Consider the following 13327-nt stretch of genomic DNA (forward strand, 5'->3'; position numbering starts at 1 on the left):
CCGGCTGACACCCGAACTGCGCCATCCGCGCACAGCCACATCGTGCCCGGGCCGCACGAAACCTGATATCGAAACCAATTGTCGCCCCCAGGTCACGGTCTCTTTCCTCCGCGCTCTCGGCCATTGCTTCGCAAATCTCCCCCACGAGCTCACTATGCGCGCTTCCGTACCGTGACATCATGAGATGATGGGGAAGAAGGCTCTCATCCTGATCGACATGATCAATTCCTACGAGCACCCTGACGCAGATATTCTCATTCCATCCGTACGCAAGGCGTTGCCGCATATTGTCCGACTTCTGGGTCGAGCACGCAACAAGGGTGTGCCTGTCATTTATGTCAATGACAATTTCGGCGAATGGCGCTCTCATCATGGCGAAATCGTCGCGTCCGCCATGGCCGGGCCGAGAGTCGAACTTGTCCGCCCGGTGCAGCCGGATGGGAACTCACTGTTCGTGGTCAAGGCAAGACACTCGATCTTCTACGAAACCCCTCTCGCCTATCTCTTGTCTCAGCTTGACGTGGACCATGTCATTCTCTGCGGCCAGGTCACCGAGCAATGCGTGCTGTACTCCGCCCTTGACGCACACATTCGTCACCTGCGGGTAACCATTCCCGAGAACGCGGTTGCCCATATCCACAAGGACCTCGCCGATGCAGCCCTGCTCATGATGGAGCGCAACATGCAAGCGACCATCACGACAGCCGAGACGGTCGACCTGTAGTGCTCGCGGACAGGGAAGGCTCTCACCATGCCCCGGAGGCGGCGACGTCGGTCGGCGATGCTCCAACGGTCGGCGTCGTTCGCCCTCTACCGAGCCGCCCGCTCGTCAGCCACTGTCCGCGCTCTGACCACCCACCCCCGCCGCCTATTCGCAGGAGTTCTCGTGACTGACCGGAAGCACATCCTGAGCGGCCGTACGGCCGTGGTGACGGGAGCCGCACGCGGCCTCGGAGCAGCTATCGCCCGGGAGCTGTCCGAGCGAGGCGTCCGCGTTGCCCTGCTCGGCCTGGAACAAGACGCACTCGCCGAGACGGCCGGCAAGCTCCCCACAGAGTCACTGCACTGGCACGTGGACGTCACCGACGACGAGGCGATGGCCCACGTCGCCGAAGAGGTGGGTCGTCGCCTGGGCGCCGTTTCGGTCGTCGTCGCCAACGCCGGGGTGGCGGAGGGAGGTCCCTTCGCCGACTCCGATCCGGATACCTGGCGGCGCGTGATCGAGGTCAACCTCGTGGGCAGCGCGGTCACCGCACGCACGTTCCTGCCTCAACTGCTCCGCACTCGCGGTCACTACCAGCAGATCGCCTCGCTCGCCTCCATCGGCGCCGCGCCGATGATGAGTGCCTACTGCGCGTCGAAGGCGGGCGTGGAGTCCTTCTCGCACTCCCTGCGCGCGGAACTGGCCCCCCGCGGGGTCAGCGTGGGAATCGCGTATCTGAACTGGATCGACACGGACATGATCCGGGATGCCGACCAGCATCGTGTGCTGCGCGAGCTTCGGGCCCATATGCCTCCACCGGCGCGCAAGACCTATGCCCCGGAGTACGTGGCCCGGCTCGTGGTCGACGCAGTCGAGCGGCGGGCACCTTCCGTATACGTGCCCGGGTGGCTCCGGAGTGTCCAGGCGGTGCGAGCCGGTCTGCCGGGGCTGGTCTCGCTGCTGACGCGCCGGGAGCTGGGGCGATCGCCATTCGAGGCGACGGGGCTGCTGGGGGCCGGCGGACGCGCAGCGGAGGCAACCGGACGGTCGCGTGCCTGACACCCGGGCTACCGCTTGTGACAGCTCGTCTGCACCCAACTACCGTGACGGCACGCCGCCTCGGCGTGGTGACGGACCACGCCCGGGACCATCGATCAGCCGTTGCTCCGCCGTGTGCGGCTCACCCGCGGCGCGTGCAGGCGCACACAGCGCCCGCCGCGCAGCGCGGCCCGCGCGGCGTTGGCACCGGGGGCCCCGTGGACACCTCCGCCGGGGTGCGCGGAGGCCGAGGCGAGGTAGAGGCCCCTCACCGGCGTTTCGGGCCGCCCGGTGCCCGGGGCCGGCCGGAACACCAACTGCTGGTGGGCGGCCGCGGTTCCGCCATTGATCGCGCCGCCGTGCAGATTGGCGTCCATGGACTCGAGGGTGGGCGGTGCGAGGATGCGACGGGAGGCAATGAGGGAACGGAATCCGGGGGCCCAACGTTCCGCCTCGGTCTCCATGCGGTCGGCCATGGCTTCCTGTTCACGCCGGTCCCACCGCCCCGTCAGGTTGTCCTCACCCGCGTCCCCCTTGATCAGGTGCGGGACATGGGTGTATGCCCACGCCGCTTCGGTGCCGGCCGGTGAGCGAGTGGCGTCGGCCGTGGTCATCTGCCCGAAGAGGAGGAAGGGGCGGTCGGGGACCCGGCCTGTCGCGATCTGCGCGGCAAAGCGGGTGAGCCCGTCGACCCCGTCGGCCAGGTGAACCGTGCCCGCCGATCCAGCCATACCGGCGGTCCAGGGCACCCGGCCGGTCAGTGCCCAGTCGACCTTGAACGTCGCGTAGTCCCACTGGAACCCGCGCAGATCCTTCAGCAGCCGGTCGGGGAGATACCGCGCGTCGACCAGTTCGCCGTACAGCGCCGGTGCGGACACATCGGCCAGGACAGCACGGGACGCCGATACGCACTCACCTCCCGCGGTGCGTACGCCGACGGCACGTCCGCCGCGTACGACGATCTCGTTGACACGCTTCCCGCAGCGGACCACACCTCCGTGCCGCTCCAGCCTCCGTACCAGAGCGGCCGTGAGCGCACCGGCACCCCCGACCGGCACCGGAAAGCCGTAGGTCTGTCCGAGCATGGACATCAACCACCCGAAGCCCCCGCTGCCGGCCGCTTCGGGGCCGAGGTCCGCGTGCAGCGCGTTGCCGGCGAGCAGAAGCCTGGCGGCCTCGCCGCGAAACTGCTCCTCCCCCAGACGACGGACAGGCAGCAACAGCATCCGCGCCAGACGGAGGCCGCCGACGGCCCGGAGCCTGGCCGCGAGACGGATACCGGGTCGCACCGGCGGGAAGGGGGTGAACAGGGCGCGCAGAAGGTCTGGGCCCAGGCGATTCCATGTGTCGTGCAGGTCGAGCCAGGCAGCACCGTCGCCCGCGGCGAACGCGTCCAGGCCCTCTGCTGTGTCGTCGGCTCCACGTTCGAGAAGCGCGCAGCGGCCGTCCGGCAACGGGTGTGCCAGGACGCGTGGGGCACGGCTCCAGCCGAGCCCTTCAGCGTGCAGGTCCAGCCCTGCGAGGACCGGAGAGGCGGCTGCCAGCGGGTAGAAGGAACTGAACAGGTCGCTCACGTAGTCGGGATGGACGCCACGGTCGCTACGGACTGCTCCTCCGGGCTCCGGCTGCGCTTCAAGTACCTCTACGGTCCATCCCGCGTCGGCGAGAAGATTCGCCGCAACGAGGCCATTGGGTCCCGCACCGACAACCACCGCGTCCGGCATCGATACCTCCATGTGCTCGCCGTTCCGGGGCGGCGAGCCGCCCTGTCCTACTCCTCGGGCAGTGGTCGGGGCGGACTTCAGCCCGCCTCGCGCATGCCCTGCGGGGCCTTCTCGACCGTGGCCGCCAGTCGGGCGAGCATGCTGCGGTGGCGCAGTTGGATCAGTGCGTCCACGGCTGTGTTGTGAAGCTTTCCGGCCGGTCCGCGCAGCGGGTGTTCGTCGATGGTCACCAGGGCGTTCTCACCCCAGGGCCGGACTTCCAGAGCGATCCGGGCGGTGCCGAGCCACCCGCTGTCGACCTCCAGTTCCAGCACCCCGGGAGCCTCGCAACGCCGAACGACGGTGCTTCCGGCCACCGACCACGGACCGACCTGAATCGTGTACGTGATGCTGGAGCCGATCTGCGGCCACTCTCCGTCCTCGGGACGCGACTCCGATGTCCCCACCACCCAGTCGCCGTACCGCGTACCGTCGGCCAGAACCGCCCAGACATCCTCTACAGGGCTTTCGATCAATCGATGTCGTACAGCCATCGGTCCTCCACGTCTCGTCGGATGCACCGGGCCCTCCCGTGCCGGCCCGTTCGGGCGTACTCATTCACTCTCGCAAGCGTCCGACGGATCCGCCGCCCGGAGGACGCCCCACAGGGTGTACGGCAGCACGTGGCGACTCCCGCGGGCCCCTCCCCCGACCTCGGACTCTCCGGCGGCGCCGCTACGTCTTCCGCACTTCACCGCAGGCGAGTTGCCTCACCACCGAGGTCCACGACGCCACGGGCGCCGCTCCCCTCCCCTGGCCTCGTGAGCCGTCCCGGCCGTGAGCCGGTCGGACACCGCGCTCAGGGAACCAGCAGCGTTTTGATCATCCCGTCCCGCTTGTTCTGGAAGGTCTCGTACGCCTGCGGCCCCTCTTCGAGCGGCAGTCGGTGCGTCGCGAAGTCGTCGACGCCCAACGGGTCCTCGTCCGTGAGCAGCGGGAGGATGTCGTCGACCCAGCGTTTGACGTTGGCCTGCCCCATCCTGAGCTGGATCTGCTTGTCGAACATGGTCAGCATCGGCAGGGGGTCGGCCGCGCCGCCGTACACGCCGGACACCGAGATCGTGCCGCCCCTGCGCACCACGTCGATCGCTGCTCGGAAGGCGGCCAGACGGTCCAGTCCCACTCTTTCCATGAGCCGTTCCGCCAGACCATCGGGCAACATTCCAACGGCCCCGTGCGCCACTTTCGCCACGGGTGCGCCGTGTGCCTCCATGCCGACCGCGTCGATCACCGCGTCGGTGCCTCGTCCGTCAGTGAGGTCGCGGATGGCGTCGCCGAGTTCCTTGCCGTGCCGGCGCAGGTCGAGGCACTGCACCCCGTCCGCGGCGGCGCGGGACAGACGGGCGGGTACGAGGTCGACGCCCACCACCTGACGCACTCCCCGGTACCTGGCGATACGCGCCGCCATCGCACCGATCGGCCCGAGCCCCAGAACGGTCACCGACCCGCCGGGCGGGATCGCCGCGTACTCCACGGCCTGCCAGGCAGTGGGCAGTACGTCGGAGAGGTAGACGAACCGGTCGTCCGCCGGTCCGTGCGGAACCTTGATCGGCAGACTGTCCCCGAAAGGAACCCGCAACAGCTCCGCCTGGCCACCAGGCACCTGGCCGTAGAGCTTGGTGTAGCCGAAGAGGGCGGCTCCCATCCCCCGCTCGCGGACCTGCGTGGTCTCACACTGGGAGTGCAGCCCCTGATCGCACATGTAACAGTGCCCGCACGAGATGTTGAAGGGGATGACGACACGGTCCCCGGGGGCGAGCGAAGTCACCTGGGGGCCGACCTCCTCCACGATGCCCATGGGTTCGTGGCCGAGAATGTCTCCGGGGTCGAGGTAGGGCCCCAGAACTTCGTAAAGGTGCAGGTCCGAGCCACAGATGCCCGTGGACGTGATCCTGACGACGATGTCCGTCGGGTCCTCGATCCGCGGATCCGGAACGGTCTCCACCCGGACGTCCCTTTTACCTTGCCAGGTCAGTGCACGCATCATCGAATCCTCTCAAGAGGAACTGCGCAAATGCCCCCGCGCGAATTTATATGCAATCATATTGCAGCCGGACAGGGAACCTCGCCGTCCGTAATCGGCACCCCCATTCACCCGGCCTCCTTCTTACGCAAGGCCTGAGGCTTATGGACAGCCCGGCGGCCAGATTTATCGCTTTCTACCTCGTACTGAGGTTGGCCCTCTGAAGCGTCGACAGTACGTCCCGCCACCTCGGCGCGTTTCGTGATCTCCCCCTTCACTTTCCCAGGGACGGTCTGACCGTGACTACTCCAGGAGACCCGGTCCCCCTTGTCGAGCTTGTCGCCTTTTTCCATGATCCGCACACTCCCAGAACTCGACCGTCGGCTACGGAACTCCCCAATTCACTGTCGCGCCCTTCATCGCTCGGCGCACTCCGGCACGCGGCTATGGCGCATACCGCACGCAATATCGGAGCGAGGGCACATATATTGTGCGTGCTGAGAACAACGGCGTCCGGCCCGTTGCAGGCCATCTCGCCCTCTATGGAGGTGTAACCGGCGGGTAGGTGCGCGCACACTCAGGGCATAAGTATGGGCGTGAGCGATGAACAGAACAGCCATCCGGACACTGCACACCACCGCCCCGAAGGCGTCAGTGACAAGACCATCGAAGCGCTGGGCGCCTTGTCGAGGGCGCTGGAGACGACCGAACGCGCCCGCGGCGCGCTGTACGAGTTCCATCAACTGACCGGCGGCGCCGACTTCGCCGTCGGCGACGCGGTCCGGCTCCTGCGCGAGGCCGGCCACGACCAGGACGCCGACCTCGTCGAACGTGAGATCCTCGGCCGCAACGTCATCCCCGGCCACTGGACCTTCCAGCTCATCGAGGCCTACAACCGGACCTACTACCGGCCCTTCACCGACATCGAGCAGCAACTGGTCCACAAGCTCGCCCAGGGCCGCGACCACCTGTACGAAGCCGAACTGAAGGGGGCGCGCCGTCCCCTGGGCGGCACTCCCGGCGCCTCCGTGCACCCGGATTAGAAGGTCCGCCGATGGTGTCTCCCGGTCGGTGACCCGCGAGAACGCCCGCTGCTCGTCGCCGTACCGTTCTTCCGGCCGCCGCTGAGCACTCCGCGAGCCCCACCCGGCGATCGGTCAGAGCGCCTCCCCGCGTTCTCACCCCCCTCAGGGCTGTCCCGTAATCCCTGGCGTGCGCGCCATCCTCACGGCGATCTCTCATCCCTCCCTTCTCGAGACTGAGGTCGGTCTTGTAGCAGGGAAGCGCTCCCGCCGAAGCCGTGTGGGTTCCGGGACATAGGCCACAGCGGTCATTCCTGCCGTTTCGGTGGGCAGGAGAGTCCCGAACCCGGGGAGGGTGCAGTGACGCGTGATCGGCTTGGTCTGGCTGAGGTGCCGGCAGCGGCGCAGGGTGCCGTGCCGGGCGGCTCCCTGTTGACCCATTTGGGCGTATCGGCCGAGGACACAGCACTGGGCCGGCGAACCCTGCTGACCCTGGCCCAGGCCAACGCCCGGCTCTGCCCGCACATCTGCGCCTCGCCGCGACCACGCGCGCGCGTTCCCCTCCGCCAGACCATCCACGTGGACGGCCCTGCTGCTCCGGATCCTGCGGTACAAGGCGCGCCGGACACAGTGCGTGACCGCCGGAATGGCGCCCTCCCTGCGCGCGGCCCATCCTGGACAAGCGGCGATCAGTCGCCGCCACTACGAGGGCGAGAGGCGGCTATGGCCGTATCACCTCGGAGCACGCCACGGCGCATACTGACGGTGCCGGGCGTCTACACTCCGCAACACGACACGCACCTCCTCATGCGGGCTGTCGTTCGGGAGAACATCAGCCCCGGAACGCATGTCCTGGAACTGGGGACCGGCAGCGGGGCCCTGGCGGTTCACGCCGCCCAGTTGGGCGCACGCGTCACTGCCATCGACATCTCCCACAGGGCGGTGCTGTGCGCCAGGGTGAACGCCGCCCTCCACCGCAGTCGGGTCACCGTCCGGTATCGCGATCTGTCCGCTCTCGACGCGGAACAGTACGACATGGTGATCAGTAACCCCCCGTACGTTCCCGCGCCCGCGGCAAGGCCGCCGTTGCGGGGCAGAGCCCGCGCGTGGGACGGCGGTCCGGATGGCCGCGCCGTCGTCGACCGGGTCTGCGCGACCGCCGCAACCGTTCTGCGCCCCGGCGGAACACTGCTCATGGTCCATTCGAAAATGTGCGGCGCCCAGACCACGATCGATGTCCTGGCACGGGCCCACCTCGACGCGGAGGTCATCGACCGCGAACTCGTCCCCCTCGGCCCTGTCCTGCGCTCCCGTCTGCCTTGGCTGCGCGATCAGGGACTGATGGACGAAACAGGACAGGACAAAGAGGAACTGGTGGTCATCCGTGCGCGACAAATCTGATTCCCGCCGTGTCCGCCTCCAACCCGGTGGACCGCTCCTGGTGGAGGGACCCGTAACCGCGACGGGGCATGACGGTGTGGCTGTCACCTCCGAGCGCTTCATGGTGGCGTTGTGTACCTGCCGTCGCAGCCGCCGCTATCCCTGGTGCGACACCAGCCACCGCGGGCGCGCAGCCCCACCTGCCGGGTCTGAGGCCGACGCGGCCACCGACCCGGAATCAGGTGCGCCAGAATGACCACCACGCTCTACCTCGAATCGCGTGGCATCAACCCGGTGCTGCCCACCTCGCGCGGCGTGCTCTCCCGCGCCGTCCTGTCGGCCTTGCGCGACGGACACGTACCTCTGGCGGATCCGCAGGCCGTGTCCGAGGCCGATCCCTACGGGGACGACCTCCAGCTTGCGCTCTACGTTCTCTACGAGCTGCACTATCAGGGATTCGACGGAGTCGGTGACGACCGTGAGTGGGATCCCGACCTGCTGCGGCTGCGCGGTGCGCTGGAACGCCGCTTCCTGGCCGCCTTGCGCACAGACGTGCCGGGGAAAGCCGACGCTCGCGACGCCCTTGCCACGATTCTCACCGAACCGGCCGTTGACGACGGCACCGGCGTGAGCAACTTCCTGCAGAACGAGGGGCTGCTCTGGCAGGTCCGGGAATACTCGGCGCTCCGCTCCCTCTACCACCTCAAGGAAGCCGACCCGCACGCCTGGGTCATCCCGCGGCTGCACGGCCGCGCGAAGGCCGCGATGGTGGCAGTGGAGTACGACGAGTTCGGCGCCGGACGCGCCGAAGACATCCACGCCCGGCTCTTCGCGGACCTGATGGACGACCTCGGCCTGGACCACGCCTACGGTCACTACCTCGACGCGGCCCCCGCGCAGGGGCTGTGCACGGTCAACGTGATGTCGCTGTTCGGTCTGCACCGGGCTTTGCGCGGCGCTCTCGTGGGGCACTTCGCCGCGGTGGAGGTGACGTCCTCTCCCGGCTCCCGGCGGCTCGCAAAGGCGATGCGGCGCGTGGGCGCCGGGCCGGCCGCCGCACGTTTCTACGATGAGCACGTCGAGGCCGACGCGGTGCATGAGCAAGTCGTCCGCCTGGAGGTAATCGACCCTCTCCTGACTGCCGAGCCCGGTCTGGACGCCGATGTGGCCTTCGGTATCCAGGCCACCGGTCTGCTCGAAGACAGACTGGGTGCGCTGTTGCTGGGGGCCTGGCGGGGCGGTCGCCCGGCCCTGCGCGTCCCGTTGACAGCAACCGCACAGCATTCCGGCAGCCCGTAAACCCTGTGGCGTGCCGTGCCGTCCCGTTGCGGCGCCATGGGCCCCCAGAAGCCGCTTCGCTACGGACTCGACACGACTCCACCTCGTGACGGTCAACGCCGGTCCGCCCACCCTCTCAAGCGCACACCGCCCCTACGCGTTGGGCGGGTACGGTGCGTCCGCGAGCACCTCGGCGAGGTGTGCCGCATTGACTGCCAGAGTGCGGGTCGTGGCAGCCACTGCCTTGGGGGTCCGGTCCAGGTCCTGGTAGTCGGTGCCCTGCTGCGCTTCGCCGACCCAGTACGTCACGGCCCCCGGCGCCAGGGTGAAGCCCAGGTCGTTGAGGCCCTGGAAGAGGTCCGCGCTGACCTTGTGCGCGCCGTCTTCGTTGCCGACCACGGCCACGATCCCTACCTTGCCGTAGGTCAGCTGACGGCCCTCGTCATCCGTTGCGGAGATATCGGCGTTCAGACGCTCCAGCACCCGCTGGCACACGCTCGACGGGTGCCCCAGCCAGATGGGGGTGGCCACGAGCAGGATGTCCGCGGCCATCACCTTCTCCCGCAGCCCCGGCCACGCGTCCGACTCCCCCATGTCCTGCGCGACCCCCGGCCGCACGTCGTGGTCGACCACGCGTACGGTCTCTCCCTCCACGCCCAGGCCGGACAGCTCGGACATGATCTGATCCGCCAGCAGCTGGCTGCTGGAACGCTCCGGGGACGGTGACAGGGTGCAGACGAGAGCGAGAGCGCGGCTCATGTCGGCCAACTCCTTTTGGTTGACCGGACGGGGTGCATGCCCAGTCCGTGCATAGGTGCGTGAAGACGCATGTGGATTGGCTGCGCCGTCTCAGGGAAAGCCGGCCCGAAAAGGGACGTTCCGGATAATTCATTTTAAAGAGGAAGACTCTGCCACTGTGCCGTACTGCAGGCATCAGCTGCCTGAGCGCCACCCCTCTTCTGCCGCCGGCGCACCCCGGCCCTCGCAACGGCCGCCGCCGCTCCGAGGGCGGGAAACAAGCGGCCGCACCGCTTGGCTGAGGAAGCCGTGGTCCATGACCACAGAAACGCACTGCCCGGCGCGCCCGAGCCCAAGCCCGCTGATCGACCGCGACCGCTATGGCCAGAGGTCGTTGCCAGGGCTGCCAGGTGTACCTCGCACACAGTGCAGCCCGGCGCCGTAGGCTGGTAATAGCGTCAAGCAAAGATGGAGGGCACCATGATTGTCCTCGGCGTCATTCTCCTGGTCATCGGCTTCGTGGCGGGAATCTCGATCCTGTGGACCATCGGGATCATTCTGCTCGTCCTCGGGGCCGTTCTCTGGATTCTGGGAGCAGCGGGGCACGCTGTCGGCGGTCGTCGGCACTACTGGTAGTCGCGTCGGAGCAGCGTCGCCCGCAGCCGGATTGCCACTGCAGCCCTCTCCGCGTCACCAAAAGGCAGAGCCGTGCCGGCGATCCGGCCGCCCGTGGTCACCCGAGCGCACGGCCCGGTGGGCACACCCGGGGCAGCGGTGCCATGTTTCGGACGGGGACGAGTGGCAACCCGGTTGTACGCAGTGGCCGCATCGCTCTTGCTGGTGCGCGCCGCGCCCCCGAAGAAGAGACCCGGTAACCAGAAGGAGAACACCATGCCGGCCGGATCAAGCCGCAAGCGCGAGCGTCAGTACGAGCATGTGAAGGAGAGCGCCGAGAAGCGCGGCGAGCCGGAGAAGCGCGCAAAGGAGATCGCCGCTCGTACCGTCAACAAGGAACGGGCCCGCTCGGGTGAGTCGAAGACGGCGAGCAGGACGTCCACACAGGACCCGAAGTCGGCCTCCCAGCGAGGCGGCGAACGCTCACACAAGGGCGCACAGGGCCGCACCAGGGACCAGCTGTACGAAGAGGCCAAGAAGAAGAACATCGAAGGCCGCTCCACGATGGACAAGGAGCAGCTCCGCAAGGCGGTCAGCCGCTGATCCGCTGGGACCACCGCCTGCCGCACAAGTCGCGGCCTCGCGGCCGCATACACCGCCCACCCGCCGACCGGCCAGCGGAATAGGTCACGGAACCCGAGGTACGAACCGCAGACGGAAGATCGAGGAACCACATGGCTGTCGCCACGTACTGCCTGGTCGCGCTCGACTGCCCCGACCCCGATGCGCTCGCCGCGTTCTATCAGAGGATTCTGGGCGGAGAGGTGAATAGGGGGAGCGACGACTGGTTCGACCTCTACGTCCCGGGCGGGGCCCGCATCGCCTTCCAGCGTGCCCCCGACCACCGACCACCCGAGTGGCCCCGCGGTGACCGGAACTGTTACGAGGGACGTCGTCGAGACCCTCGTCGGTGACAAGGTACCGGGCAGAACCCTGGACCCCGACCTGACACTGGACGACTCAGCAGGAGCATCTCGACTTCCATGTGACGGACATGGAATTGGCCCACCGGGAGGTGCTGGCGCTGGGGGCCAAACCTCTGGACGTCGACGACCGCCAGGGGGAGCGTGGCTTCCGGGTCTTCGCGGATCCGGCCGGGCATCCGTTGTCGATCCAGCCGGCTACGACCTTCTGCTCGTACCGGGTGGGACGTTGAACGCCGACACCCTCCGCATGCAGAGCTCCGCCTGCCGGATCGTGCGCGCGTTCTCCGCAGCCGGCAACCCCGTCGCAGCCATCTGCCACGGGCCCTGGGTACTGGTGGAAGCAGGCGTCGTCGCCGGGAAGCGGCTCACGTCCTACGCCTCTCTGCAGACCGATATCCGCAACGCAGGTGGCGATTGGACGGATCAGCCGGTCGTCACGGACGAGTCCGGCGGCTGGAAGCTCATCACCTCACGGAACCCGGACGATCTGGAACCCTTCGTGCGGGAGATCGACGGCGCCCTCGACGTCTCCGGCCTCTGACCCTCATCCGCACAACAGCCCTGCGGCGGTCCGCCTGACAGCCGGACGCGCCCCGGCGCACCGCACGGGACCGCACGGGACCGCACGGGACCGCACGGCGCCGACTTCGCCGTCGGCGCCGAGCGGTCCGGCGCCTGCCCCTGAACCAGCCACTATCAGGACGTCAGCCTCACTGAACGCGGCGCGACCGCTCAGGAGCACCCTTTTCCTCGTCGTCGTCCGCGCTGTCGTCGTCCCCCGGCACGTAGACATCAAGAACCTTGATGTTGATCTCGACGACTTCCAACCCAGTCATCGTCTCCACCGCATCGGTGACATGGACGCGGATCTTCTTCGCGGTTTCCAGAATGAGAGTTCCGTACTCGACCACGATGTCGACGTCTACGGCGGCCTGCCTCTGGCCCACCTCGACCTTCACTCCGCGGCCTGGCGCGTTGGAGCGGGACACCTTGTCCTTCATCGCTCCCACGGCCCGGGAAGCGCCCCCGCCGAGGGCGTGGACCCCATCGGTCTCACGTACCGCTATCCCCGCGATCGTCGAGACGACGGTATCCGCGATGACCGTCGTCCCCTTGGTTCCGCCCGCCGACTCGTTCGATCCGAGTGCCGTTCCGTTTTCACTGCCGTTCGTCGCCATGAATACCTCGCAGCGAGAGTTCGGTGAGGGGCCCAACCGGAAACGGCGGACGTTTTCCGCCGCCCGTGCCCCCTTCCACGGTGCTCCAGGATCCGCACATACGCCATTCGAGTGCCCAGGAAGCGCAGCATATTCGTGTCCGCTCCCTTTGCCGCGTCCTCAGTTCCGGGGCAGCAGGGAGCCCAGGGGCCCGAGGTCGAGATTGAGGTCTTCCATCCGTACTCCGTGCTGCTCGCAGAGCTCTCCCATGCGCTGATCGAGCATCATCAGGGTCGTGCCGATCTCATCGGTCTGATCGTCGGTCAGATCGCCTTCGTCGATGCGCCGCAGGGCCTGCCGTTCCATCAACTGCCGGAGCAGTTCGACCACCGTGAGAACCAGGGTGACCAGATCTCGCCCCATCTGCTCGGAGTCCAGGTCCACTCGTGCGGTCGTCACAGCGGTCCACTGTCAGCCCAGGGAGCGGGAACACGCTCGTTGACCGACGACAGCAGAGCATGGAGTGAGACACGTACGAGTGGTACGTCGGCGATCGCGATGACCAGGTCACCGCTCACGACCACCCCGGTCGCCAGGACACGGTCCAGCAGATCGACCAGCGGCACGCCGATCGGGCCGCTCAAGCCGCCGGCGCCGCCCCACGGAACCGCTTCATGCGTCACC

16 protein-coding genes and 2 pseudogenes are annotated in these 13327 nt (G+C 67.9%); 10 read left to right on the forward strand and 8 right to left on the reverse strand.

Features of this window, described 5'->3' with window-relative positions:
- Nucleotides 1-187 precede the first annotated feature (187 nt).
- Together ACIOEW_RS25955 and ACIOEW_RS25960 are read left to right on the forward strand one after the other, a co-directional pair.
- Entirely contained in the window at nt 188-724 is a 537-nt protein-coding gene (locus ACIOEW_RS25955; protein WP_401966308.1) for an isochorismatase family cysteine hydrolase, read from the forward strand.
- 162 nt (nt 725-886) lie between these two features.
- Nucleotides 887-1762 carry an SDR family oxidoreductase gene (locus ACIOEW_RS25960; protein ID WP_401966310.1) on the forward strand — a complete coding sequence of 292 codons (876 nt, stop codon included), beginning with the start codon at nt 887-889 and terminating at the stop codon, nt 1760-1762.
- 95 nt (nt 1763-1857) lie between these two features.
- Here ACIOEW_RS25960 and ACIOEW_RS25965 read toward each other — a convergent pair whose 3' ends face one another.
- The 4 genes from ACIOEW_RS25965 to ACIOEW_RS25980 all read right to left on the reverse strand — a co-directional run bounded on the left by ACIOEW_RS25965 (nt 1858) and on the right by ACIOEW_RS25980 (nt 5820).
- Nucleotides 1858-3465, reverse strand: coding sequence for a phytoene desaturase family protein (locus tag ACIOEW_RS25965; RefSeq protein ID WP_401966311.1), 1608 nt, complete (start codon nt 3463-3465; stop codon nt 1858-1860).
- A gap of 77 nt (nt 3466-3542) precedes the next feature.
- Nucleotides 3543-3998, reverse strand: coding sequence for an SRPBCC family protein (locus ACIOEW_RS25970; protein WP_401966312.1), 456 nt, complete (start codon nt 3996-3998; stop codon nt 3543-3545).
- A gap of 305 nt (nt 3999-4303) precedes the next feature.
- Nucleotides 4304-5488 (reverse strand): zinc-dependent alcohol dehydrogenase, encoded by a 1185-nt coding sequence (locus ACIOEW_RS25975; RefSeq protein WP_401966314.1) that lies wholly within the window; start codon nt 5486-5488, stop codon nt 4304-4306.
- Between the two features lie 107 nt (nt 5489-5595).
- Nucleotides 5596-5820 (reverse strand): DUF2945 domain-containing protein, encoded by a 225-nt coding sequence (locus tag ACIOEW_RS25980; RefSeq protein ID WP_362544333.1) that lies wholly within the window; start codon nt 5818-5820, stop codon nt 5596-5598.
- A 243-nt stretch (nt 5821-6063) separates the two neighbouring features.
- Here ACIOEW_RS25980 and ACIOEW_RS25985 point away from each other — a divergent pair, with 243 nt between their 5' ends.
- The 4 genes from ACIOEW_RS25985 to ACIOEW_RS26000 all read left to right on the forward strand — a co-directional run bounded on the left by ACIOEW_RS25985 (nt 6064) and on the right by ACIOEW_RS26000 (nt 9168).
- Nucleotides 6064-6510, forward strand: coding sequence for a hypothetical protein (locus ACIOEW_RS25985; protein WP_401966318.1), 447 nt, complete (start codon nt 6064-6066; stop codon nt 6508-6510).
- Between the two features lie 702 nt (nt 6511-7212).
- Nucleotides 7213-7890, forward strand: a complete 678-nt coding sequence (locus ACIOEW_RS25990; RefSeq protein ID WP_401966320.1) for a HemK2/MTQ2 family protein methyltransferase — start codon at nt 7213-7215, stop codon at nt 7888-7890.
- Nucleotides 7874-8125, forward strand: coding sequence for a CDGSH iron-sulfur domain-containing protein (locus tag ACIOEW_RS25995; RefSeq protein WP_401966322.1), 252 nt, complete (start codon nt 7874-7876; stop codon nt 8123-8125). The genes ACIOEW_RS25990 and ACIOEW_RS25995 overlap by 17 nt, the downstream gene beginning before the upstream one ends.
- The gene (locus ACIOEW_RS26000) at nt 8122-9168 is read left to right on the forward strand and encodes an iron-containing redox enzyme family protein (protein ID WP_401966323.1); all 1047 of its coding nucleotides are present in this window, start codon (nt 8122-8124) and stop codon (nt 9166-9168) included. The genes ACIOEW_RS25995 and ACIOEW_RS26000 overlap by 4 nt, the downstream gene beginning before the upstream one ends.
- 132 nt (nt 9169-9300) lie before the next feature.
- Here ACIOEW_RS26000 and ACIOEW_RS26005 read toward each other — a convergent pair whose 3' ends face one another.
- The gene (locus ACIOEW_RS26005) at nt 9301-9906 is read right to left on the reverse strand and encodes a flavodoxin family protein (RefSeq protein ID WP_401966325.1); all 606 of its coding nucleotides are present in this window, start codon (nt 9904-9906) and stop codon (nt 9301-9303) included.
- Nucleotides 9907-10365: 459 nt separating this feature from the next.
- On the opposite strand from ACIOEW_RS26005, the gene ACIOEW_RS26010 reads away from it, so the two are divergent.
- The 4 genes and pseudogenes from ACIOEW_RS26010 to ACIOEW_RS26025 all read left to right on the forward strand — a co-directional run.
- Complete coding sequence (locus tag ACIOEW_RS26010) at nt 10366-10521, forward strand: DUF6131 family protein (RefSeq protein WP_362544317.1); 156 nt, start codon at nt 10366-10368, stop codon at nt 10519-10521.
- Between the two features lie 255 nt (nt 10522-10776).
- Entirely contained in the window at nt 10777-11103 is a 327-nt protein-coding gene (locus tag ACIOEW_RS26015; RefSeq protein WP_401966326.1) for a plasmid stabilization protein, read from the forward strand.
- Between the two features lie 131 nt (nt 11104-11234).
- Nucleotides 11235-11716, forward strand: a pseudogene (locus ACIOEW_RS26020) (VOC family protein).
- Nucleotides 11668-12027, forward strand: a pseudogene (locus ACIOEW_RS26025) (DJ-1/PfpI family protein); the annotation flags it as partial. The pseudogenes ACIOEW_RS26020 and ACIOEW_RS26025, both read left to right, overlap by 49 nt.
- Before the next feature lie 169 nt (nt 12028-12196).
- Here the strand turns inward: ACIOEW_RS26025 and ACIOEW_RS26030 are convergent.
- From ACIOEW_RS26030 to ACIOEW_RS26040, 3 genes are all read right to left on the reverse strand, one after another.
- Entirely contained in the window at nt 12197-12664 is a 468-nt protein-coding gene (locus tag ACIOEW_RS26030; protein ID WP_401966327.1) for an Asp23/Gls24 family envelope stress response protein, read from the reverse strand.
- A 159-nt stretch (nt 12665-12823) separates the two neighbouring features.
- Nucleotides 12824-13102: a gas vesicle protein K gene (locus tag ACIOEW_RS26035; RefSeq protein WP_401966330.1), complete on the reverse strand. Its 279-nt coding sequence runs from the start codon at nt 13100-13102 to the stop codon at nt 12824-12826.
- The gene (locus ACIOEW_RS26040) at nt 13099-13326 is read right to left on the reverse strand and encodes a gas vesicle protein (RefSeq protein ID WP_401966332.1); all 228 of its coding nucleotides are present in this window, start codon (nt 13324-13326) and stop codon (nt 13099-13101) included. The genes ACIOEW_RS26035 and ACIOEW_RS26040 overlap by 4 nt, the downstream gene beginning before the upstream one ends.
- Nucleotide 13327 lies beyond the last annotated feature (1 nt).

The sequence above is a fragment of the Streptomyces sp. NPDC087901 genome, from assembly GCF_044742205.1.
Taxonomy (GTDB): Bacteria; Actinomycetota; Actinomycetes; order Streptomycetales; family Streptomycetaceae; genus Streptomyces.

Coding starts and splice junctions, on each gene's coding strand:
- ACIOEW_RS25955 (WP_401966308.1), top strand. CDS start 188: ATGGGGAAGAAGGCTCTCATCCTGATCGACATGATCAATTCCTACGAG.
- ACIOEW_RS25965 (WP_401966311.1), bottom strand. CDS start 3,465: ATGCCGGACGCGGTGGTTGTCGGTGCGGGACCCAATGGCCTCGTTGCG.
- ACIOEW_RS25970 (WP_401966312.1), bottom strand. CDS start 3,998: ATGGCTGTACGACATCGATTGATCGAAAGCCCTGTAGAGGATGTCTGG.
- ACIOEW_RS25975 (WP_401966314.1), bottom strand. CDS start 5,488: ATGCGTGCACTGACCTGGCAAGGTAAAAGGGACGTCCGGGTGGAGACC.
- ACIOEW_RS25980 (WP_362544333.1), bottom strand. CDS start 5,820: ATGGAAAAAGGCGACAAGCTCGACAAGGGGGACCGGGTCTCCTGGAGT.
- ACIOEW_RS25990 (WP_401966320.1), top strand. CDS start 7,213: ATGGCCGTATCACCTCGGAGCACGCCACGGCGCATACTGACGGTGCCG.
- ACIOEW_RS26000 (WP_401966323.1), top strand. CDS start 8,122: ATGACCACCACGCTCTACCTCGAATCGCGTGGCATCAACCCGGTGCTG.
- ACIOEW_RS26005 (WP_401966325.1), bottom strand. CDS start 9,906: ATGAGCCGCGCTCTCGCTCTCGTCTGCACCCTGTCACCGTCCCCGGAG.
- ACIOEW_RS26010 (WP_362544317.1), top strand. CDS start 10,366: ATGATTGTCCTCGGCGTCATTCTCCTGGTCATCGGCTTCGTGGCGGGA.
- ACIOEW_RS26015 (WP_401966326.1), top strand. CDS start 10,777: ATGCCGGCCGGATCAAGCCGCAAGCGCGAGCGTCAGTACGAGCATGTG.
- ACIOEW_RS26030 (WP_401966327.1), bottom strand. CDS start 12,664: ATGGCGACGAACGGCAGTGAAAACGGAACGGCACTCGGATCGAACGAG.